Source organism: Anaerobacillus sp. (genome assembly GCF_046314235.1).
Classification (GTDB): Bacteria; Bacillota; Bacilli; order Bacillales; family Anaerobacillaceae; genus Anaerobacillus.
In genome coordinates this window covers 428,015-448,948 of the sequence record NZ_JBKBWN010000001.1, presented here as the reverse complement: position 1 = coordinate 448,948, position 20,934 = coordinate 428,015, and the positions used below count along the sequence as shown (strand labels likewise).

At 34.2% G+C, this 20,934-nt stretch carries 12 protein-coding genes, 16 tRNA genes, 1 rRNA gene and 1 pseudogene; 25 read left to right on the top strand and 5 right to left on the bottom strand.

Annotation, left to right across the window (positions count from 1 at the left end; translation table 11 throughout):
* Window positions 1–5: 5 nt before the first annotated feature.
* The 17 genes from rrf (at window position 6) to ACK4M9_RS02025 (ending at window position 1,903) form a co-directional block, all read left to right on the top strand.
* A 5S ribosomal RNA gene (gene rrf, locus ACK4M9_RS02105) occupies window positions 6–121 on the top strand.
* 12 nt (window positions 122–133) lie between these two features.
* A tRNA-Asn gene (locus ACK4M9_RS02100) sits at window positions 134–208 on the top strand.
* 4 nt (window positions 209–212) lie between these two features.
* A tRNA-Ser gene (locus tag ACK4M9_RS02095) sits at window positions 213–306 on the top strand.
* A gap of 14 nt (window positions 307–320) precedes the next feature.
* Window positions 321–395: transfer RNA gene (locus ACK4M9_RS02090), tRNA-Glu, on the top strand.
* 20 nt (window positions 396–415) lie between these two features.
* Window positions 416–491, top strand: a tRNA-Val gene (locus ACK4M9_RS02085).
* Window positions 492–500: 9 nt separating this feature from the next.
* Window positions 501–577 (top strand) — tRNA-Met (locus ACK4M9_RS02080).
* A 118-nt stretch (window positions 578–695) separates the two neighbouring features.
* A tRNA-Asp gene (locus tag ACK4M9_RS02075) sits at window positions 696–771 on the top strand.
* 18 nt (window positions 772–789) lie between these two features.
* A tRNA-Phe gene (locus ACK4M9_RS02070) sits at window positions 790–865 on the top strand.
* A gap of 5 nt (window positions 866–870) precedes the next feature.
* Window positions 871–946, top strand: a tRNA-Thr gene (locus tag ACK4M9_RS02065).
* Window positions 947–1,044: 98 nt separating this feature from the next.
* Window positions 1,045–1,128 (top strand) — tRNA-Tyr (locus ACK4M9_RS02060).
* A gap of 11 nt (window positions 1,129–1,139) precedes the next feature.
* A tRNA-Trp gene (locus ACK4M9_RS02055) sits at window positions 1,140–1,213 on the top strand.
* Window positions 1,214–1,226: 13 nt separating this feature from the next.
* Window positions 1,227–1,302 (top strand) — tRNA-His (locus ACK4M9_RS02050).
* Window positions 1,303–1,322: 20 nt separating this feature from the next.
* Window positions 1,323–1,397, top strand: a tRNA-Gln gene (locus ACK4M9_RS02045).
* A gap of 8 nt (window positions 1,398–1,405) precedes the next feature.
* Window positions 1,406–1,480 (top strand) — tRNA-Gly (locus tag ACK4M9_RS02040).
* 12 nt (window positions 1,481–1,492) lie between these two features.
* A tRNA-Cys gene (locus tag ACK4M9_RS02035) sits at window positions 1,493–1,567 on the top strand.
* A 27-nt stretch (window positions 1,568–1,594) separates the two neighbouring features.
* Window positions 1,595–1,683, top strand: a tRNA-Leu gene (locus tag ACK4M9_RS02030).
* A gap of 136 nt (window positions 1,684–1,819) precedes the next feature.
* Window positions 1,820–1,903 (top strand) — tRNA-Leu (locus ACK4M9_RS02025).
* Between the two features lie 145 nt (window positions 1,904–2,048).
* On the opposite strand, the gene ACK4M9_RS02020 is transcribed toward ACK4M9_RS02025, so the two are convergent.
* The 4 genes and pseudogenes from ACK4M9_RS02020 to ACK4M9_RS02005 all read right to left on the bottom strand — a co-directional run bounded on the left by ACK4M9_RS02020 (window position 2,049) and on the right by ACK4M9_RS02005 (window position 3,790).
* Window positions 2,049–2,543 (bottom strand): site-specific integrase, encoded by a 495-nt coding sequence (locus ACK4M9_RS02020; protein ID WP_409847383.1) that lies wholly within the window; start codon window positions 2,541–2,543, stop codon window positions 2,049–2,051.
* Window positions 2,544–2,731: 188 nt separating this feature from the next.
* The gene (locus ACK4M9_RS02015; RefSeq protein WP_409847328.1) at window positions 2,732–3,157 is read right to left on the bottom strand and encodes an Arm DNA-binding domain-containing protein; all 426 of its coding nucleotides are present in this window, start codon (window positions 3,155–3,157) and stop codon (window positions 2,732–2,734) included.
* A 74-nt stretch (window positions 3,158–3,231) separates the two neighbouring features.
* Window positions 3,232–3,524: pseudogene (locus ACK4M9_RS02010) on the bottom strand (DUF771 domain-containing protein).
* 101 nt (window positions 3,525–3,625) lie between these two features.
* The gene (locus ACK4M9_RS02005) at window positions 3,626–3,790 is read right to left on the bottom strand and encodes a DNA-binding protein (RefSeq protein ID WP_409847327.1); all 165 of its coding nucleotides are present in this window, start codon (window positions 3,788–3,790) and stop codon (window positions 3,626–3,628) included.
* A gap of 393 nt (window positions 3,791–4,183) precedes the next feature.
* On the opposite strand from ACK4M9_RS02005, the gene ACK4M9_RS02000 reads away from it, so the two are divergent.
* On the top strand, window positions 4,184–7,081 hold the full coding sequence (locus ACK4M9_RS02000; protein WP_409847324.1) for a DEAD/DEAH box helicase: 2,898 nt from the start codon (window positions 4,184–4,186) through the stop codon (window positions 7,079–7,081).
* A 646-nt stretch (window positions 7,082–7,727) separates the two neighbouring features.
* On the opposite strand, the gene ACK4M9_RS01995 is transcribed toward ACK4M9_RS02000, so the two are convergent.
* Window positions 7,728–7,901, bottom strand: a complete 174-nt coding sequence (locus tag ACK4M9_RS01995) for a hypothetical protein (protein ID WP_409847321.1) — start codon at window positions 7,899–7,901, stop codon at window positions 7,728–7,730.
* A gap of 41 nt (window positions 7,902–7,942) precedes the next feature.
* On the opposite strand from ACK4M9_RS01995, the gene ACK4M9_RS01990 reads away from it, so the two are divergent.
* From ACK4M9_RS01990 to ACK4M9_RS01960, 7 genes are all read left to right on the top strand, one after another.
* On the top strand, window positions 7,943–8,212 hold the full coding sequence (locus ACK4M9_RS01990; RefSeq protein ID WP_409847318.1) for a UvrD-helicase domain-containing protein: 270 nt from the start codon (window positions 7,943–7,945) through the stop codon (window positions 8,210–8,212).
* Between the two features lie 193 nt (window positions 8,213–8,405).
* Window positions 8,406–9,407 carry a helix-turn-helix transcriptional regulator gene (locus ACK4M9_RS01985; RefSeq protein ID WP_409847315.1) on the top strand — a complete coding sequence of 334 codons (1,002 nt, stop codon included), beginning with the start codon at window positions 8,406–8,408 and terminating at the stop codon, window positions 9,405–9,407.
* 77 nt (window positions 9,408–9,484) lie between these two features.
* Complete coding sequence (locus tag ACK4M9_RS01980) at window positions 9,485–10,558, top strand: restriction endonuclease-related protein (RefSeq protein ID WP_409847312.1); 1,074 nt, start codon at window positions 9,485–9,487, stop codon at window positions 10,556–10,558.
* The gene (locus ACK4M9_RS01975; RefSeq protein ID WP_409847310.1) at window positions 10,555–13,620 is read left to right on the top strand and encodes a pPIWI_RE_Z domain-containing protein; all 3,066 of its coding nucleotides are present in this window, start codon (window positions 10,555–10,557) and stop codon (window positions 13,618–13,620) included. Before ACK4M9_RS01980 ends, ACK4M9_RS01975 begins: the two co-directional genes overlap by 4 nt.
* Entirely contained in the window at window positions 13,617–16,034 is a 2,418-nt protein-coding gene (locus tag ACK4M9_RS01970) for a pPIWI_RE module domain-containing protein (RefSeq protein WP_409847307.1), read from the top strand. Before ACK4M9_RS01975 ends, ACK4M9_RS01970 begins: the two co-directional genes overlap by 4 nt.
* Before the next feature lie 312 nt (window positions 16,035–16,346).
* On the top strand, window positions 16,347–16,670 hold the full coding sequence (locus tag ACK4M9_RS01965; protein ID WP_409847305.1) for a hypothetical protein: 324 nt from the start codon (window positions 16,347–16,349) through the stop codon (window positions 16,668–16,670).
* A gap of 92 nt (window positions 16,671–16,762) precedes the next feature.
* On the top strand, window positions 16,763–20,572 hold the full coding sequence (locus tag ACK4M9_RS01960; RefSeq protein WP_409847302.1) for a hypothetical protein: 3,810 nt from the start codon (window positions 16,763–16,765) through the stop codon (window positions 20,570–20,572).
* Window positions 20,573–20,934: the final 362 nt, after the last annotated feature.

Genomic DNA, 20,934 nt, shown 5'->3' with positions numbered 1-20,934 from the left:
AATAGTCTAGTGGCGATAGCGAAGAGGTCACACTCGTTCCCATGCCGAACACGATCGTTAAGCTCTTCAGCGCCGATGGTAGTTGGGGGTTTCCCCCTGTGAGAGTAGGACGTTGCTAGGCTATTATTTATATTCCACAGTAGCTCAGTGGTAGAGCTATCGGCTGTTAACCGATCGGTCGTAGGTTCGAGTCCTACCTGTGGAGCCATTTTGGAGAGCTGTCCGAGCTGGCCGAAGGAGCACGATTGGAAATCGTGTAGGCGGCGTAAAACCGTCTCGAGGGTTCAAATCCCTCGCTCTCCGCCATCGCTCTTTTTTATGGCCCGTTGGTCAAGCGGTTAAGACACCGCCCTTTCACGGCGGTAACACGGGTTCGAATCCCGTACGGGTCACCATTTATAATCAAAAGTTCTTTGGAGGATTAGCTCAGCTGGGAGAGCACCTGCCTTACAAGCAGGGGGTCGGCGGTTCGAACCCGTCATCCTCCACCATAATATTATCGCGGGGTGGAGCAGTCTGGCAGCTCGTCGGGCTCATAACCCGAAGGTCGCAGGTTCAAATCCTGCCCCCGCAACCAATAAGTAAACATCTTAAATGGTCATCGTTGTAGAATTTGCGACGAGGAGCTACTGCACCGCAGGAGCAAATTCCAAATGATTTAATAAAGTTGTTTTTTTTACTATTTATAAATACATGGACCCGTGGTGTAGCGGTTAACATGCCTGCCTGTCACGCAGGAGATCGCCGGTTCGATCCCGGTCGGGTCCGCCATTATAATTTTATAGTTATGGCTCGGTAGCTCAGTCGGTAGAGCAGAGGACTGAAAATCCTCGTGTCGGCGGTTCGATTCCGTCCCGAGCCACCATTTTTGCCGGCCTAGCTCAATTGGTAGAGCAACTGACTTGTAATCAGTAGGTTGGGGGTTCAAGTCCTCTGGCCGGCACCAGTGCTACTTTTAATATTAATCATTAGTTATGAAAACGTTTTTGTTTTCATATATTGACGAATATAAAAATAGTATGTAATATTAGTGTTATCTAATATGGAGGGGTAGCGAAGTGGCTAAACGCGGCGGACTGTAAATCCGCTCCTTAGGGTTCGGCGGTTCGAATCCGTCCCCCTCCACCATTTGAAAATTTAGGGGCATAGTTTAACGGTAGAACAGAGGTCTCCAAAACCTCCAGTGTGGGTTCGATTCCTACTGCCCCTGCCAATAAAAAATTATGGCGGTCGTGGCGAAGTGGTGAACGCACCGGATTGTGGCTCCGGCATTCGAGGGTTCGATTCCCTTCGATCGCCCCATTTTTTTTAAAAAGTATTAATGGGCTATAGCCAAGCGGTAAGGCAACGGACTTTGACTCCGTCATTCTCTGGTTCGAATCCAGATAGCCCAGCCAATTATATTGCGGAAGTAGTTCAGTGGTAGAACACCACCTTGCCAAGGTGGGGGTCGCGAGTTCGAATCTCGTCTTCCGCTCCAACTTTATATTGAGGCGGCATAGCCAAGTGGTAAGGCACGGGTCTGCAAAACCCTTATCCCCCGGTTCGAATCCGGGTGCCGCCTCCAAGTTCTCATGAAGTCTTTTTTCGTTTTGCCGGGGTGGTGGAATTGGCAGACACACAGGACTTAAAATCCTGCGGTAGGTGACTATCGTGCCGGTTCAAGTCCGGCCCTCGGTACCATTGCTACTGCCTGAGTAGCTTCGTTGCAGCAATGCGACGAGCAAGCTTGCGGCGCAGGAGCAAACAGCTAAATAATTTGCACTTACTGTCTTAAATTGCTTTAACACGCTTCACTGTGTGTTATTTATTGCAATATGCCGGTGTGGCGGAATTGGCAGACGCGCACGACTCAAAATCGTGTTCCTCTGGAGTGTCGGTTCGACCCCGACCACCGGTACCATTAGTACTTTTTACGTTCATTTTAATAAGTATTGAAATGCTTACAAACGTTGGTATAACAATGTTTGTAAGCATTTTTTGTTTTTAGAGAATGCGATAGAAAACGTTAGGTTTTGATCTCATTTTACACATTTTTTACATAAGATTTACACAGCCATTTGCTCAAATGTGCTCGTCGTTCCTCGCTCATCTTCAGCTCGAAGTTCCTTTGTTAAGTGGGTATATTCCTTTAATGTTGTTTCAATGTCACTATGACCTAATCGCTCACTTACATAATAAATTGACACTTTTTTATACAAAAGAACACTAGCATGCGTATGTCGTAATCCATGGATAGAAATAGGATCGATTTTTAGCTCCGCTAATACCTTTTTTAAGATTTTATTTGCTACAGTGTTACTTATAACTTTGTATTTGGAGCTTGGGCTATAAAAGACTAAATTATGAATATTTTTTGGATTAGCCTCAAACAATTGTCTAAAATGTTTCATCGTATGCATATCCATTTTTATAGTGCGATTAGACTGTTCATTTTTCGTCGATCCGAACCCTTCTTGATTACGTTTCATATAACCCCACGTTTTATTTATTGTGTTCGTACTATTTACAAAATCAAAGTCTTTCCATGTTAAACCAACGATTTCTGCAAATCGCTACCTGAGGTTAATCCTAGTAATAGTAAGGAATAACTTAATCCATCATTCAGTCTATTCCTAAGTTCCTTCAACAAGATTTCGCTTTCGTGAAAATGTAAATGTTTTTCGATTCCTTTTTTTTCAGGTGTTGTCCAATACAAGACAGCTTTTCTTGTGAAGTCATGGAAGATAATTTATTCTTCAATCGCATCTTTTACACAAGCACGAATATGAGCATTTAACTTTTCAACTGTCTCTTTTGCCTTGTTTGATCCAATTTCATTTAGAAACTGTTGATAATCATGTCTCTTTATTTCCTGAATTGGCTTACTACCGTAGTGTGTCTTAATTGCTCTCAACGTGTAATGGTAGTGCTGTTGTGTTGTGACACCTAAATTTGATTTGTATAGCTTCATCCATTTTTCAAAATAACCATCGAACGGAATAGATTTAAGGTGTGGAACGATACCTTTATTTAATTGAGCTTCGATTTCAGCAGCAGCAACTTGTGCCTCTTTCTTAGTACGAAATCCTCCTTTTCTTATAGGCTTAGATTTCCCGTCAACTAAACGACTTACTGTATATTGATAAGTATTTCCCCTTTTTTGAATACTTGCCATGTTTATCAACTCTATCAATTATTTGACAACGGTGATCTTTGGGTCACCATTAATATGCATTGGTAATCCTTGGTTTATTCCAAAAAATTTTGGGTGAAGTGATCATTTAAAAATTTTGCCATTTTCGAGGCATGAAATGACCAACTTTGTCCTCGAGATCTTGGATAGAAAACAAATCCACCATTTTCAGCGTCTAGAATTTTTCGGAATTTTGCTGGGTAAAGGATATTTTCTTTTATCCATTCGTTCTTGCGATTAATTCTATTTTCAAGTTGTTGCATTGACCAATATAGCCTCTTAGTTCCAACCTCCGTAAATCTTCTAGCTCTGCTTTTGAAATAATTACCGAATCAGAAGGAATAGGAATAGTTAATTTTACTTATAATTTTTGCATTATTTTCTCCTCCAATAAAATAAAAGACTTAATAGAGCTACTTAGTAAAAAATATTAGCCAATAGATCTAGTATCTAATCATTAAAAGGATTACGCATTACTCTTTCACATCTACCTATTCTTTTTAATGAAAAGTCTCTATTTTCCAATACCTCATATGCAGTTGGTTTTGATACTTTCAGTATGTCGCTAATTTCTTTTTCAGTTAAAATCATAGGATACTGTTCAGTTGTTTTCATTTGTTTCCCCTCCTAAAATAAGATGAAATAAATTAAATATCTATATTTTAAATTTTAAGATATGGGGAAGAAGTGTATTGTCGTAAAAACGGGGTGAAATCGTCGCAAACTTTATTAGCATTGATAAAAGTAATTTCTTTCTACATATGTTTTCTGATCAGAGAAAAATAGAATTTAACCTTTTTAATTTTGAAGTAAAATCTAATAAAGGAATTTGCAGCTTTTATGAAGAGTATAAGAAGAGTTTTATCTACATATCTTTATGAATCCAAAATTAAACAATTTGTTACAAATTAACCCATCAATGTTAAAATAATTGTATATATACTAAATTAATAGCTTTAAAAGAACCTGCTGTAAAATTTCTGATTTTATACTAATTGAGGTGAAGTAATGTTATCTTATTTTAAGAAAAATTATGAGAATATTAAGTACCCTAAAAGTTCTGAAAAAATATCAGGACTACGAAATGCTCAAATAGGAGCTATTCATGCAATATCTTCATTTTTTACGTTACATAAATCAAACGCCGCAATTATTGTAATGCCTACTGGCTCAGGAAAAACAGCAATTTTGATGATGGCTCCATATGTTTTAATGGCAAAAAAAGTGTTAGTTGTTACCCCAAGTAGGATGGTTAGAGGACAGATTGTAGAAGACTATAGTAATTTGAAAACACTTTGTAATGCAAGAGTACTGAATAATAGTATAGCTAAACCAATAATATACGAAATGCAAAATTTGTATAATGAAGAATTAAAAGACTCGATTATTCATTCTCACATAATAGTTGCAACTCCAGCTTGTGCTCTATCATTGTCAAGTAATCTTGAATTAAGAAAATCGATAGATATTGTTATGATAGATGAAGCTCACCATGTGCCAGCGAAAACTTGGGAACAAATTTTAATAAATATGAAACATGCTAAACAATTATTGTTTACTGCTACACCGTTTAGAATAGATAAGAAAGAAATAAGAGGAGATATGATTTATAATTATCCCTTATCATTAGCGTATAAGGATGGTATTTTTGGTGAAATTCAATACGTTCCTATAGAAGAAGATCCTTTTAATAAGGACAGGTTAATAGCAGAAATGGCAGAAACAGTTTTTTTAACTGATAGAGAGAAAAAACTTGAACATTATTTAATGGTTAGAACTAGTAGTAAAAAGAAAGCTAAAGAGCTTGAAATATTGTACAGACAAATAACAAGTTTGAAGTTAAAAAGAGTAGATAGCTCTATGGCTAACTCTACAATTAAGAAAGTTATTAAAGAATTAAAAGATAGAAAGCTAGACGGGATTATTTGTGTAGATATGCTAGGAGAAGGATTTGACTTTCCTAATCTAAAAATAGCTGCAATACATGATCCTCACAAATCTTTGTCTAATACGTTACAGTTCATCGGTAGGTTTGCTAGAACAAATGCTGAAAATATAGGAACTGCAAAGTTCATTGCAATGAATAATAAAGAGTTGTTAATTGAAAATAATTCCCTTTATTCAAGTGATGCAGTATGGCAAGAAATAATCATTGATATGAGTGAATCGAAGATAAATCATGAGGAATCTGAAAAAGAATATATTTCCGAATATCACTTGAGAAATAATGTGAATACAACTGCTATGGATGACTTCTCTCTACATGGTATAAGGCCAAATTGTCACGCGAAAATATATAAAGTACCAGATTTTAATATAAATGGAGATTTCCCAAAGCAATGTAAAGTTGAATTAGGACCGTATATAAATGAGAATGATAATACAATAGCTGCAATTGGAAGAGAGAGGTTATCTCCAAGGTGGGCTATTGGGGAAAAGCTAGTAGATTTAGAAAATATCCTTTATTTGGTTCATTATCAGTCGGAAACGAATTTATTATTTATATACTCGCAAATAAAAAGTGAATCGATATATGAAGAAATAGCTAAATCATTTTGTAGCTCATTTGAAAAGATACCGAAGTATGCAATGAACCGTGTGCTGGGAAATTTGCAAGACTTTGAGATATTTAATTCAGGTATGCAAAATAGGTTTAATGAATCGGGTGAATCATACAGAATTTCTGCAGGTGCAGATGTAAGTAATGCTATAGAACCAAGTACGGGAAAATTATACTCTGCTGGACATGTTTTCTGTAAAGCATCTTCAAATGAAATGAATATAACTATAGGTTATAGCAGCGGTTCAAAATTTTGGAGTTCAGCATACCTAAATTTAAGAGATTATATTAGATGGTGTGACTCAAATGGATTTAAAATAGTAAATAGTAAAATACAGGTTAAAACCAATACCAATTTCGACTACTTGCCTATACCTCAAGAATTAAAGGAATATCCAGAAAATATTTTTCTTTCAGATTTCTCTGGAAGAACCTATTCAAATCCCCCTACAATTTATGTGGATGGTAAAGATGAGCCAGTTGGAATATTGCTGGATTTAACAATAAAAATAGTAGATATAAAAAAAGAATATATTAAACTATTATTTTGTTTTGATAAAGTTGAAGAAGAAGTTGTTTGTGATGTTAATGGAAGATATAGATCATCAATAAATAAATTTAGTGTTTCAGAAGGACGAAGAAAAGACGGTCTGTCAGATTATCTAAATAATTTCCCACTTACTTTTCGAACTACCAATGACGTGTTAATTCAAGGAATAGAGTTAAGTACCGGAGATCCAAATGCAATAGTATTTAGTAATGAAAATATTATTCCGATTGATTGGATAGGGAAATATCAAACTGATGTAATGGTAGAGTATAATGAAGCTTCATCAACAGTAAAGTCAATTCAGACATCGCTAAGAGAAATATTGGAAGAAAAAGAAAATACTGACATTAAGTATATTATATATGACCATTCAACTGGAGAGATAGCGGATTATATTACTGTATCTGAATATGAAAATGAATATGAAATTACCTTTTATCATGTTAAAAAGATGAGTGCGGCAAAATATAACAGTAGTATGAGTGATATTTATGAAGTTGCAGGACAAGCTGTAAAATCGATTATTTGGTTAAAGAATAAATCAGCAATACTTAAAAAGGTTTCGGAGAGGAGAAGGTCAAATCACTGTAGATTTATAAGAGGGGAATATGACTCATTTAAAAGAGATATTAAAAATGAAAATAAAACGATAAAAGGAAAGATTGTCATAGTACAACCTTCTATTAGTAAAAACACTGATATGCCAGAGAAGATACAAGAAGTACTTGCAGCTGCAAGATATTATATTAAAAATTCAGGAAGAGTAAAAAATCTTGAAATATGGGGAAGTAATTAAGTTTAAGTAAACTAGATTTAAATACAAGAGATAATCTAACAGATATTTTGGTTAATGATATATAGGATAGCTAGAAAATATATTAAAGAAACTTATGTAAATAATACTTCCCTCATGTTTAAAATTTCGGTAACTTGATATCACAGTATCCTGTGATTATTAGGCTACCGAGAATAAGTTATTTAAAACGCTTGTTATAAAGGGTTTTTGATAATTAAAGTTAAATTAAATTTTAAAAATTAAATTGTAATTCGGTAATTTACGAAGTCAGGTTATTAATATTCGGTAATCTACCTAGGAATAATACGGTTGGTTGAGAAAAGAAAATCGCTTAACAATGGAGCTGGCAAATTGTTAGGCGATTTTAAAAAAAACTCAGTCTATTCAATTTTCTCTAAGTAATTTTCTATTTCAGGAAATGGAGATAACTTGTATTCTATAGAGACATGGTTACCCTTTTCAAAATCGATAGATTTTTTTTGAACAGCAATAATAAAAGTGTTCTCAATTCGGTATTTTGGAAATTTAGAATGTTGCATTTTTCTGTAATGCTTAAAAATCGATTTAAGCTCGTTTCTTCTTGCTTTAATAAATCAATGGTTTCTAAAACCCTATTAGCCTCTTTTATCGCTTTTCTTCATAGCGATTACAAAAGTATTGTTAAATGAAGCATTTTAGACCTCTCTGCTTGGTTTTCTACGCCAGTCATGATTTCCGTTTCTGGCACGTTGTCATGGCAACTTTGGGCAAAAATGATGAAACGGAAGCCAGGAGCCAAAAGCCGGTAAGTAGTTTCTCCGATCCATGCTGGCACCTCCATCCAAGACCGGCATCCACGGCTCCATGAACTTTTAAAAAACGATGTTCACCTTATTCCACTGTGCAGCAGAGGAAAAAAGTAAACAGGGCTTAATTGATTTTACAGATCAAGAATCACTAGCGTTGCAATTATTACAGAATGAAACGTACCAAAAGAGGTTAAAAGATCGAATAACGGAAGTGTTTGTGGATGAATTTCAGGATTCCAGTCAACTTGCAAATTGCACTGAATATGCAATTACGAGAATATTGCCATCAAGCTACCAAGGTGGGGGATGTGAAACAAGCCATCTGCTAGAGAACGCCCGGTAATTGAAGCGTGGATCCATATGCCAATCGTTGGGGCGATGATCTACTTTTCCGATAAAGACTTGAAATTTTCCGTGCGAGGGTAGTATGAAAAGGATGCCTGTTTACTAGAGAACAGGCATCCTAATTTGTTAAGAGCTAACCTTATCGTCAATACTAGTATTACTCATGTAAAAGAAAGTAAAGGTGTGATAAAGTGAGCGATGTAAAAGCGGGACTACGATTACTAGCTTTAAAAGATATTTTTCTTAGGGACACTGGAGAAAACAGTGAACTCTCTATTAAAGAACTTGTTGAAAAATTACAAATTGCAATACCAGGGTGCACAGCAGATAGTAAAGCAGTTAAAAGATACATTAATACACTACGAGACTCTGGTTTTGATATTATCGAAAACCGAGATAAATATGGTAAAAAGTATTATAGCCACCAAGTACGTCTGTTTGAGACTTATCAATTGAGGTTATTAGTAGATCCAATCTTATCAGCGAGGTTTATTACAACGGAAGAGAAAAAGAATATCATTAATAATGTAAAAAAGCTGACGAGTGAGAATACAGCAAAAACTCTACCCGATCCGATAGTTTATCAACAATCTATTAATCATGATTACCAACGAATTAAAAATCATATTGATGAAATCCACCATGCTATTTATGATAGAAAAATGATTACTTTCCAGTATGGGGATGTTGATATAAGTAAAGATTTTAAGTTGCGACATGAAGGCGAAATATACCATATTAAGCCTTATGCTCTTATCTGGGAGTCGAACTTTTATTACTTAATTGGTGAAGATATAAAGTACAGTGATGAAAAAAATCCAAGAAATTACCGGTTAGACCGTATGAGAAATGTTACGATTACAGATAAAAGCTTTACAAGAAAACAACTCGATCTTAGTTCTCACGTACAAAATTCAATTCATATGTTTGGAGGACAAGACGAGTGGATTACACTTAAATTCAGTTTAAAACAAGATGTCCTAAACGGTGTGATCGATAAATTTGGAATCGACGCAGATATTAGAAAAGGTGAAAGTGAAACATTTATCCTAAAGGTAAAAGCAAAACTTAGTAAGGGATTAAAAGGTTGGATCATGGGATGGGGAAGCCAAGTAAAGGTTTTATCACCAGTTTCACTTGTTAATGATATAAAAGCAGAAACTCATAAGATGATAGAAGCGTATAATAAGTAGGGTGTGCCGTTTTTGGTACACCCTATTCGTTATAATTTAAAGTAAACAATAATTAATCTATTTCCAAGGAGGCAACAATGCAAATTAATAAAAGAGAGTTACGAGAAATGCTCTTCTGCTTAATCGAAGGCATAAAACAGTGGGAAAAAGATTATACGAAAGTTCCGGACAAATTATACAAAGGTCACATGTTATATATGAAGCACAAAGCTATGATTAATTCCAATATTCCAAATAACTTATTCGATCTCATCAAGCTCCTGAAGAAACCATCAAGTGAATGGGGAATACCTCAATTGGAGGACATATTTTCACCGGAAGCGAGATTAATTGAACCGTTCAATGGAATTACTACAGAGGCGGAAGAATTTATACATTCTTATCAGTCCCTAGATGAAACTGATCAGAGTGTTATGAGAAACATTTTTGGGATATGTAGAGAGCAAGAATTGGATAATGAATATCGATTTATTAGAACGTTTCTATCAAATAGTGCAAATGCAGTTATTAATTCTTTTTCATTAGCGAAGATTTTGGCTGAAAATTTAGAAAGTCAAGCATTGAGACAGTTAGTATATGAATGTTATGAAGCGTTGCCTGAACCTGTAAGTAACTATAGAAAATGCCCTCATTGTGGTTGGACATTACAATATAGAAACGGGAACTGGTTTTGTAATAAAGAAAATGTATGTCATAAAATCGAAAGTTTTGAACATACACCGATGTTTAGTTTTAATGAAACTGATAAAGTTTACAGGCTGACATCAGGAATCCAAAGATATATCCTACTTCCTGGTTTACAAGAAATCCGATTTTCAAATCTGTTAGACAAAAAGGGATATCAAGTAACTACATACCCTGATATAGACATGTATGATATAAGAATTAACCTACCAGAGAAAATCATTGATTTAGATATGAAAGATTACAAATCAACCTCAATACTGGCAGATTACTTTAATCAGTTACCAGTTAGTCAGTTAGAAAAATATCACTCTAATTCCTTCATTGTCATTCCATCTTACAGAATAAAGTTTTCTCCAGCTTATATAAAAATAGTTAATAGCAGGTTAGACGAGAGTGTAAAAAGACATGTACGAATTTTATCAGAAAATCAAGTAATCAAGTTATTAAAGGAGGAATTGAAATGAAACCGACTTGGCAGCGGCTATTGGAGTCAGTGAGGGAGCGTTTATCTAGATACGAAGCAATCGAGCAAGCTGATGCTGATTCCATCATTTCGGTAGAACTTATGATATATGGGAGCTTGTTAATTGATCGTACGATAAAAATAGAGGGTCTATGGTCAATTTTAGCAGGTCATAATTATCCTATTCTTAAGAAGTATACAGAGTTACCCATTGTAGATCGCCTTCGTGTATTACTATCTGAATACCGTTTTGAGAATTATTGGACTGATGAATTAACGAATTATTTAAATTATGATAAAAGGTTTAGGTTGTTCGATAGAAACGAAGAAGGTAGTATTACTCAAATAAAACCGCAGCTTATGCCTGAAAGGGAAAAATACTATTATGAGGTATTAATAAAGCCTTTGATTAGAACTGAGGATGAACGATCTTTTGTTGGAAATGAATCGTTTCGTTATACAAGAATGGTAGAGGGAATTGAAAAAGAATTCAATGGATGGATTCACAAAACTTTATTAAATAAAAGAGCAAATATACTTCCATTATATAAAAAGAAAATTGAACTTAGCCTCAATATAGAGAAAGACTGGGAAACTATAATCCCGGATATGGACAAGAAAACAGGCAATGAAAAAGGTTATCGTACAAGGGCTGAATCGCTTAATATGAAGTCAGTTTCAGCCTCAAAACAAAAGAGTTTTCGTTACAAAGGTAATCAGCATGTCGGTGGCGGTTTATCAGCAGGAAAGTCAACTATGATGATAATAGAGACGTATAGGATAGTTAAACAACATGGAGGAAGAGTAGGTTTTATCGAGGGGAGTGTGGCACAAGTCCTTGAGAGAGTAAAAGAGTTAAGAAATCTTGGTATTCAAGCTGCCCCCATTATTGGAAAAAGTAGTAGAAACACTCACGAGAAAAATGCTCTAATGAGTAAAGCTAAAAAAATAAATGAAATAACAGATCTCGATAAAAATGAATTTGAATTACTTTCATTAGTTTCTGATCGTTGTACGATTAAAGCACTGGCTAATGATTTTGATCGTAACAACTATTTTCCTTGTAACAATTTAAAAGTTGGTGGAAATAAACTTAAATGTCCATTAGCGCATACATGTGGTGTTTACAAGGAAGTTTCAAATTTAATTCAAGCTGAAGTATGGGTAGCTACTTCTGCAAGTATTCTTAAATCAAAGCTCCCAGCAGTTGTTGATCCATTTGAACGAACTGTATATGAAGCTATGTATGACCTTCTTGATGTTATTTTTGTTGATGAAGCAGATCATGTCCAAAAACAGTTCGACGAGGTCTTCATTACTGAGTTTCCTGCATTCGGAAACGGAAATAATTTATTTGAAATAGAAATAAGTAAGTTTATGCAAAAGACAACAGGCCAATATAGAAAATATGCATCAGATAAACTAATAAATCGATGGCAAACGAATCTTCGCCAACTAGATACAGTTATATGGAGACTGTATGACAAAATTAACAATTCCAAACATTTACGTTCATATTTAAAGAATCAAATTATTTGGACAAGAACGCTTATTATAGAAATTAGTCATAAATTATCAGGCAATAGAGAACAAGGTGATATCCAGCATGAATTGTGGGAGTATGCAAATAATCCATTAACAAATTATGGAGTAGGAGAATTAGCTGATAGGTTACAAAGGGCAGAAAAGATAGAAGAAAAACAAGAAATTTTTGATCTATTTATTAAAAGTGTTGATGGAGCTTTGATTTCAAATATCAACGAAGATTTATTAAAAGACCAAATTGAGTTATTTCTCTACTTAGCACGTTTAGATATGGGAATCAAATTTATGTTGACCTATTATTCAGCTGTACAAAGTAGGTTAGGTACCGGTAGTGATGATTTTCATCTTGCATCTCTTGCAAAAGAATATCAACCATTTATTAAGGAAGCAATGACCGGTTTTATGTTAGGGTATCGTTACGACATAAAAGAGAATGAAGAGATTGGTTCATTTAAGCTAATTGAATACTCTGGAATAGGTCGATATTTACTAACAGAATGGCACGAAATCTATGAAAAGGCTTATGGTAATAAAGGGCCTGCTTTAGTTCTCTTATCGGGGACAAGCCACTTACCAGGCTCATCCCATTATCACTTAGATATTGAACCAGAGTGGATAATAGAGTCTAATAGAAAAAAATCAAAAATAACACAACAATTTCTAACAAAATATGATGAACAAAACGAGAGAGAAATTGCTATTTCAGGAACGATTAATCGTATGGAGAATATTAGAAAATTAGCTAATAATCTAAAAACAGATATACAATGGGAGTTAAATCATTGGAAATCTAAGAATGAAAAACGAGGGGTCATCCTAGTTGTTAACTCTTATGAAGACGTTGTACATGCAGGAGAGGCATTTATAAATGACCATAATTGGAAAGGTAGATTTAGGTTATTGTCTAAGGATAATAAGGGTGATGATATATGGTATCCGCGCTCGCTAATCGAACAATTCACTGAAACAGGAGCAGAAGTGTTGATCGCTCCATTATTAGCTGTTGGACGAGGGTACAATATATTAAATGAACAGAAAGAGGCTCTCTTTGGCTCAGCGTTTTTCCTTGTTAGGCCGTATCCTATTCCTAATGATATGACCTTTATTATTCAATCTTTACATGCTAATTTACAATATTACTACTCTAAACTTGAGGATGAAGGGTTAACTTATGCTAGTGGACTTAAAAGGTTACGAAACCTTAGTAGGAGCAGATTTGAATTGATGTATCAAAAACCTGACTTTTGGTCCATTTTAAATGAAAAAGAAAAAGAGATTTTATCGTGGTACATTTTTGTCCCAGTATGGCAGATGATCGGTCGTCTTCTTAGAGGAGGCAAAGATGCTAATATCTTTTATTGTGATGTTAAGTTTCATGACAAAATTAAAAATGGTCTTACACTGCTTGAGTATTGGCAAAAGTTAATGCAAGAAAATAAAGAGCAATCTGTATTTAAAGCATTGTACGAACCATTTATTGAAAGTATACAAGATGCTATTCAGGAGGAGTCATTTTGAGCAAAGAACTAGAACTATTCATATATGAAATGCCAGACGATTTTCTGTTGGATGAAGAAGTTTATTATATGTACTTTCCAAAACAGTTAATAGAGTTTGTGAAGAAAAAGCAACAGGAAAAGAAATTTAAATTTCCATTTAGACTTTCTACGTTAAATAACAAAGTGAAATCACTTTTCCCTCAAATTATTTCACTTCAAATAAATGAAGCTATTAAGAATGAGGAACCCTGGATTATTGCAAAACAAGAAGTACCATCAGATCAATTAAAGTATATTTATAAGGAATATTTTAAGCTAATCTATGATGAGTTAAGAGATAAAGTAACTGGACAAGATTTTATTTGGAAGAAAGGAAAAATAAAAGAGATTAAAGGTGACCCATTTCAATGGATTCCTGCAATTACAGCACATGGCTTAGCTGAGAGGGTGGACCATCTGACTCTGGGGGATAGAACTATTCCATTAACCCTTTATCCTATTACGTTTAATGGGGTAAGTGAATGTATTTCTGAACCCGTTCGACATACCGAAAAGGATGACTATTTCTCTTATGTTCTACGTTTTAAGTTAGTAACAAGGGGTGGTGAAGGTATCCAGCGTCTTTCAGTGAGTACAGGTATTCGCAGATATATTCAAAAACCATACAGTAAAAAAAGAAAGTTGTTTCAGAGTTATAAAAAATTTGGATCCGTCTTACTCGGGGTGAAAAATCCATTTACTAATAGAGGGGATATTTCATTTAGTCAATTAAGAGTGAAATATGCACATCCTAATGAAGGGAAATTTTCAAAGTGGGAGTCTGGTGAGGAAAGGTTATTTTCCGATGTATTATTTGGTAAAGAAATTCATTCTGATCAAATATTTGAGGACCCATTACATTATCTTGAAGGAAGGGATGAGCTAAGGGCTTTTATCGTTTATAGTTATCAAATTTATACTGATAAATATTCTCCAAAAGTAAAAAGTGGTATGGGATTAGAGGAAAGATCTACGTTGTTTAATCTGATACAAGAAAAATTTCCGGAACTAATTAGAGTGCCCAAAAGTATTTTTATTAAGAAAATTAGTAAAGAAAAAGGGGAGAATGAGCGCTTGCCTCTTATTTCACCAGCTAATATTTCAAAAGTAGTATTAGAAGTTTGGGGAAGTGTTGAACTCTACGAAAAAGTAATAGGTGTACTTCTAAGAAAAGAAATTGATGGCAAACCCCTTGTGTTTAGAGAAGGCGATTCCTTCTTATTACAGGCTACAAGTCGTGTGGAAATTGAAATTGTCCATAAGGACCCAGAAGGAATTATACACGAGCTAGAAAATGAAAAGTATGGAGATAAGGCACTACAAGCTTATGTTTCAAATATATCAAGCACTATTGAAAAAGAAAATTCTAATAATCAAATATTGTTAGGGTTGGTGGAGATAGATAAATTAAATGGGGAAACTTATGACCATAAGCAAGGAACGAGAATTGGGTTAGCTAGAGTAGGAAGAATATCACAATTTATACATCCGCTAGAAGGAAAAAGTGCTGATGAAGAGAGAATTCTTAATGGGTTCATTGATTTGCTATCTGATGCTGGATTTCTACGTAATAATTGGAGTGTTTTTGAGTCTAATTCTACAATAATGTCGTTGTCTCTAATCAAGAATAAAAAGGTATATATCCCAGTAATAACGCGAATTATTGAACAGAATGTTGAGTTGAAAATATATGGTATAGATGAGTGGTTATCACCCAGTCAAGCATTAACGAGTGCAGAAAAAGCAAAAGGGGTCTTTAATGATAAATATGGAGAAACAATCAATAAAGATCGTCTTCGCAGGTTTCTTGTTGAGAATATTAAGGATACCTTAAATAGAGCTGATCAAAGGCTTTATCTATTATTAGATGCAACTCTACGACATGGTTGGATGAATCAAATAACCAACTCTAATTTAAACATTGATACTGTACCTTATTTAGATAATCTTTTAAAGAGGGACGCTCGAATAAAAGTAATTCGTATAAACACTACCGATGAAATACCACAATATAGGATCATCAAAAATGAAGACGAACAAGGAGTCAATAAAGAAAGTGGATTATTCCGTGATCCTAAAGGAATTTATTATAGCGTAGGGTTACGACCATCTACATGGAAGAAACAAAGAAATCAATTTACTAAGTATGATCAGCCTAATGTTCAGCTTTTACAACAAAGGGCAGTTGAAATTATCCCACTTGGTTTGTCTGATGAAAATGAAAGAGATGAAGCAGCACACTTGGTTTACCGACTAAGGAAAATGAACTTAACATATGAAAAACACACGGAACAGCCATATCCAATTCATAAAGCATCGGCAATTCGAAAATATATTGAAGATAACGTTACAATAGATTTTGTGGAAGAGTTTGAGGACGATGTTTTAATATAAAACTGTAAAACCAACTATGTTTGCAATTATCTTGTACCATAGTTGGTTTTATTTTACTCAATGTTATTATAAATGCCTCTAAAGTTATTATTCCCCTGATTGCAGTGTTACTTGGGGCTATGATAACCAAATGGCAAATGGAAAGGAAAGATAAACAAAATAAAGAAATACAGCGAGAGAAAATATTAAAATGTTGAAGAGAGAAGCGGAATTATTTTTGGGATTTCAAAAAGAGCACGGTTCATATCGTTCTAGAAAAATTTCTACTATAGGGCTAGTTATAAATAATTCTGTATTTAATTTTGAGGAACATTGGCAACTTATCGATCTTATCTGGAGTTAAAGAGAATCCATGATAGTATTGATACTCACGTTTTATTATCAATGGGCTTCCTTTCAAATTCAGTAGGGCAATTTACAAAACCAAGTTTGTTAATGGCACTAAACGTTTATTTAGATAAATTGTTAAGAAAGAAAGAGCCTATCGTAGAAAGAGTAATTAAAAATCATACTAAAATAGCTAGTAGCATTATATCTGAGGCTACTAGACCTGCTGAAGGTGTTTTAGAGGAGTTACTTAAAGAAATAGATAGATTGTTAATCTATCATGGTTATTCACAAAATTACCAAAAGTAAAAGGTAATTTAAGAAATTGAGAGCGGTCAGTTAAGGGCACATTAATAAATTAATAAGATATGAAATCAAATTAGAAAAGGGGGTAAATATAAATGTTTGAAATTGAGGGGAAAGATATTAGTGAATTGAGTGACAGTGATTTAAGGTCGCTTATCGGACTTCTTTGTGAGGCCAATCTTCGTTCTATGAAATTACCAACAGCAGGTGTTACATGGGGTGGTCACCAAAACGCGAAAGACGGAGGGATTGATGTACGAGTTGAATTAACGTCCCCAGTTCATAGTGACGGGTTTATTCCTCGGTCTAATACAGGTTATCAGGTTAAAAAGCCAGATATGCCTCGTAGTGCTATTTTTAAAGAGATGATGGTAAATGGTGAGCCGAAACAAGTTATTAAGGATTTAATAGCTTTAAATGGTGCTTATATTATTGTAAGTAGTCAAGGGTCAACTGCTGACTCTTCTCTAAAAGATAGAAAAGATGCAATGCAGGAAGTGGTTGAAAATTTTTCACATACGTCTAATTTTAAAGTTGATTTTTACGATCGTGAACGAATAGCTGGATGGGTTCGAAACTTTCCTGCTCTAAGTATCTGGGTAAGAGAGAAAATTGGAAGGCCAATCCAGGGGTGGAGGACTTTTGGGAATTGGGCTCATTCTCCCGGGGGTCTTAAAGAAGAATATATCCTAGATGAACAAATACGTCTATATAGTAGTGGTAATTCCCACTTTGACGGATTGTCTGCTTTAGAAGGACTAAATAAAATAAGATCAATATTAGAAAGGCCAAAGTCGAATATTCGTTTAGTTGGCCTATCAGGTGTTGGAAAAACTAGATTAGTACAAGCTTTATTTGATGATAGAATTGGTAATAGCCCATTAAATCCTTCTACTGTTTTCTATACAGATATAAGTGATGGTCCTAATCCTGATCCATGTACTCTTGCTGAACGTTTAGTAAATCAAAATAGCCACGCTACCCTTATTGCTGATAATTGTCCACCAGACTTACATAATCGTTTAGTAGCAGTTGGGGGGGAATCAAATAGTTTATTAAGCATAATTACCGTCGAATATGATGTTCGGGAGGACCAACCTGAGGAAACTGAAGTATTTCGCTTGGAGCCGGCATCTAAAGAGTTAATTGGCCATATTTTAAAGTTGCGCTTTTCTTATTTAAGTGAAGTAAATGCTCGGACTATAGCAGAATTCTCAGGAGGAAATGCACGTATTGCTATAGCTTTAGCCAATACTGTTAAAAGAGGAGAAAATCTAACAGGATTAAGAGATAATGTTCTTTTTAATAGGTTGTTTGAACAAAGAAATGAACCCAATCATCGTTTATCAAAAGCCGCTGAAGTTTGTTCATTGGTTTATTCATTTGATAGTTCAATAGACGATACAGATAATAATGAGTTGAATATATTAGGGGCATTAGTTGAAATGTCAACACGCGAGATATATGAAAATGTGAGTGAACTTATTCGACGTGATCTTGTGCAAAAGAGAAGTATATGGAGAGCAGTTTTGCCTCATGCAATAGCAAATAAGCTTGCACAAAGGGCTCTTGAAAATATACCTATTAATATTATCTGTAATATGTTTGAAAACGGAGAAAATGAAAGATTATTAAAATCTTTCTCAAGAAGGTTAAGCTTTCTACACGATTCTGAGGAAGCAAAAGAAATTTCAAATAGATGGCTGAATGAAGGAGGACTTTTGGGCAGTGTTAGTAATTTAAATGAGCTTGGTATTAGTCTTCTCAAAAACATTGCTCCAGTAAATCCAGAATTAGTTCTTTCTTCTATTGAAAAGGTTCTACTTTTAGAAGAAGCGAATATCTTCTTTTCTCGTGATAACCCTAATTACAATGAATTTACTAGGCTTCTTTGCTCAATTGCTTATGAACAAAAATACTTTGAGCGATCTTCAAATTTACTTTGCCTATTTGCACTGTCTGAAAGGCCAGATGAAAATTATAATTCAATTAGAAAAATGTTGAAGACACTATTCCAGTTATATTTATCTGGTACAAAAGCTACTGCTGAACAAAGACTAAATATAATTAATAAATTAGTGGTATCAAATATTCACAACGAGAGGGAACTAGGTCTTTTATTGTTAGAAGTTGCACTTAAAACTGATAGTTTTATTTCCGATCATTATTTTGAGTTTGGGGCGCACTCTAGAGATTATGGACTTCAACCTAATACTATGAAGGAAATACAGCAATGGTATAAGGTTTTTATCCAATTTGCTCTAGAACATATTATGAATAATGGACCAGTTACTAATAAAGTTAAAGGTATTCTCGGGGAAAAATATAGTTGTTTATGGCTTAAAACAGGTTTGTATGATGAACTCGAACATTGTGCAAAAAATATTTCTGAGAAAAGATTTTGGGGTGAAGCATGGGTAGCTGTTAAGTCTATTAAGAAACATAACAAAGAAGCTTTGGAAACTGGTATTTTATCTCGCTTAGATGAATTAGATCAAATTCTAAAACCAACAAGTTTAATTGAACATGTAAGACTTTATGTTTTATCTGAAGATTCTTTTGCTTTAGTCGATACTTTAGATGAAAAAAATAGTGATGATGAAGATATTAAAATTGAGGATAATGCAAAATCTTTAGGTATCAAAGTTGGATCCAATCAAGAGATTTTAAAGGAATTATTACCTGATATATTATGCTGTAAAAATTGGGTAATGTTTAATTTTGGGCAGGGATTGGCAGAGGGATCATTGAGCTCTGACTTGATCTGGGAGGAATTTATAAGCCAATTAACTACTCTAGAAAGAACAACTATAAACTATCAAGTAATTCGTGGTTTTTTAAGTACACTATCAAAGAATAACCCCAATATTTGTAACAGAATTTTAGATGATGCTTTGAAGAACAAAACTACAGCGGAAGTATTTCCTTTTTTTCAGACAAGTATTGAAATCGATGAAAGTGGTGTGAAAAGGTTAATTGAATCTCTTGAAAGTGGTTCCTCACCAATCTGGCAATATAGTAATTTAGCATATGGAAGAGTGCACGAAACTATTAATGATGGCGACTTTTATAAATTGATAAAATTAATATCTTCCCAACCTAAGGGCTTAGAAGTAGCAATTAAAATACTTCATATGAGACTTCATGGACAAAAAAAGAATGAACAACATAATAAAACAATAACTGGATTAGGTCAAGAGTTGCTTACTATGTTTCAATTTCAAAGAAAGACTTCTAAAAACGACAGAAGTGATTATGAACTATCAGAGATTATTAAAGCTAGTTATATTACTAATTCTGCTAAAGAGAATGCAAAAATCCTAGGTGATAAGTTATTAAAGGGTTTTTTGAATTATGATATTTACCCTTGGGATTATAGTAGAGTATTAGAATCATTGGCTTCCACCCAACCGCGAGCTTTTCTTGAGACATTTCTTGAAAGTAATGAAAATAATAGAGTAATAGATACGCTATTTCTTGATGATATACGAACCAGGTCAAATCCAATTTCTATGATTAATAAGGATGTTATTATTGAGTGGTGCGAATCTAGTCCTGAAACAAGATACTTATTATTAGCGAGAGTAATTATGCCTTATTATAAATGTAAAGAGAGTAATAAGTTACAATGGACACCTTTAGCATTGGAAATTCTTGATAACTTTAATGAACCTATTAAAATATTAGATGCTTTTAAGTATTCTTTTTTACCAAGATCCTGGAGCGGGTCTTTAGCAGAAGTAATGGAAAGACGTTTGCCTTTAATTTATGAGTTAAAGGAACATCAGGATAGATCTGTGGTTAATTGGGCTATCAAACAACAAGTAGAATTGGAGGGTTCAATCAGACAAACGCGTGAGAATGAGTTAAACGAGGAAAGAAGAAGAAATGAGCGATTTGAATAGTCTTTAAGAAGTGAAAACTTTGTCAATTAATAAACTCTATCTATTGTGTTACTTATAAGCACAGAGAAGGGCTGCCATTCGTTTATTTCGCTAAAAAAGCAAGAGTCGTCCTCTCTCCTCCTATCCTAACATGTTAGAGTGCAATAAGTTCAAATGCCCAAATAGCCTTGTTCATATAGGTAATGTGAAAATATAAAATGTATATTATCTTTGATTTGAAATTTACAATTTTCTATTTAGTTAGTCTTCGATAACTAACACTCTCCTCATATGATTTTTATAGTTTATCCAAGGTATTATGGAAAAATATTTAGATTTAATAATATTAGGTTCATACGCCTTGTTGTGACCGTCAAGTAAAA

What these genes read in the sequence shown, in the direction of transcription:
- ACK4M9_RS02015 (WP_409847328.1), bottom strand. Translation starts at nt 3,157, where the DNA reads ATGGCAAGTATTCAAAAAAGGGGAAATACTTATCAATATACAGTAAGT.
- ACK4M9_RS02005 (WP_409847327.1), bottom strand. Translation starts at nt 3,790, where the DNA reads ATGAAAACAACTGAACAGTATCCTATGATTTTAACTGAAAAAGAAATT.
- ACK4M9_RS02000 (WP_409847324.1), top strand. Translation starts at nt 4,184, where the DNA reads ATGTTATCTTATTTTAAGAAAAATTATGAGAATATTAAGTACCCTAAA.
- ACK4M9_RS01995 (WP_409847321.1), bottom strand. Translation starts at nt 7,901, where the DNA reads ATGGAGGTGCCAGCATGGATCGGAGAAACTACTTACCGGCTTTTGGCT.
- ACK4M9_RS01990 (WP_409847318.1), top strand. Translation starts at nt 7,943, where the DNA reads ATGTTCACCTTATTCCACTGTGCAGCAGAGGAAAAAAGTAAACAGGGC.
- ACK4M9_RS01980 (WP_409847312.1), top strand. Translation starts at nt 9,485, where the DNA reads ATGCAAATTAATAAAAGAGAGTTACGAGAAATGCTCTTCTGCTTAATC.
- ACK4M9_RS01975 (WP_409847310.1), top strand. Translation starts at nt 10,555, where the DNA reads ATGAAACCGACTTGGCAGCGGCTATTGGAGTCAGTGAGGGAGCGTTTA.
- ACK4M9_RS01960 (WP_409847302.1), top strand. Translation starts at nt 16,763, where the DNA reads ATGTTTGAAATTGAGGGGAAAGATATTAGTGAATTGAGTGACAGTGAT.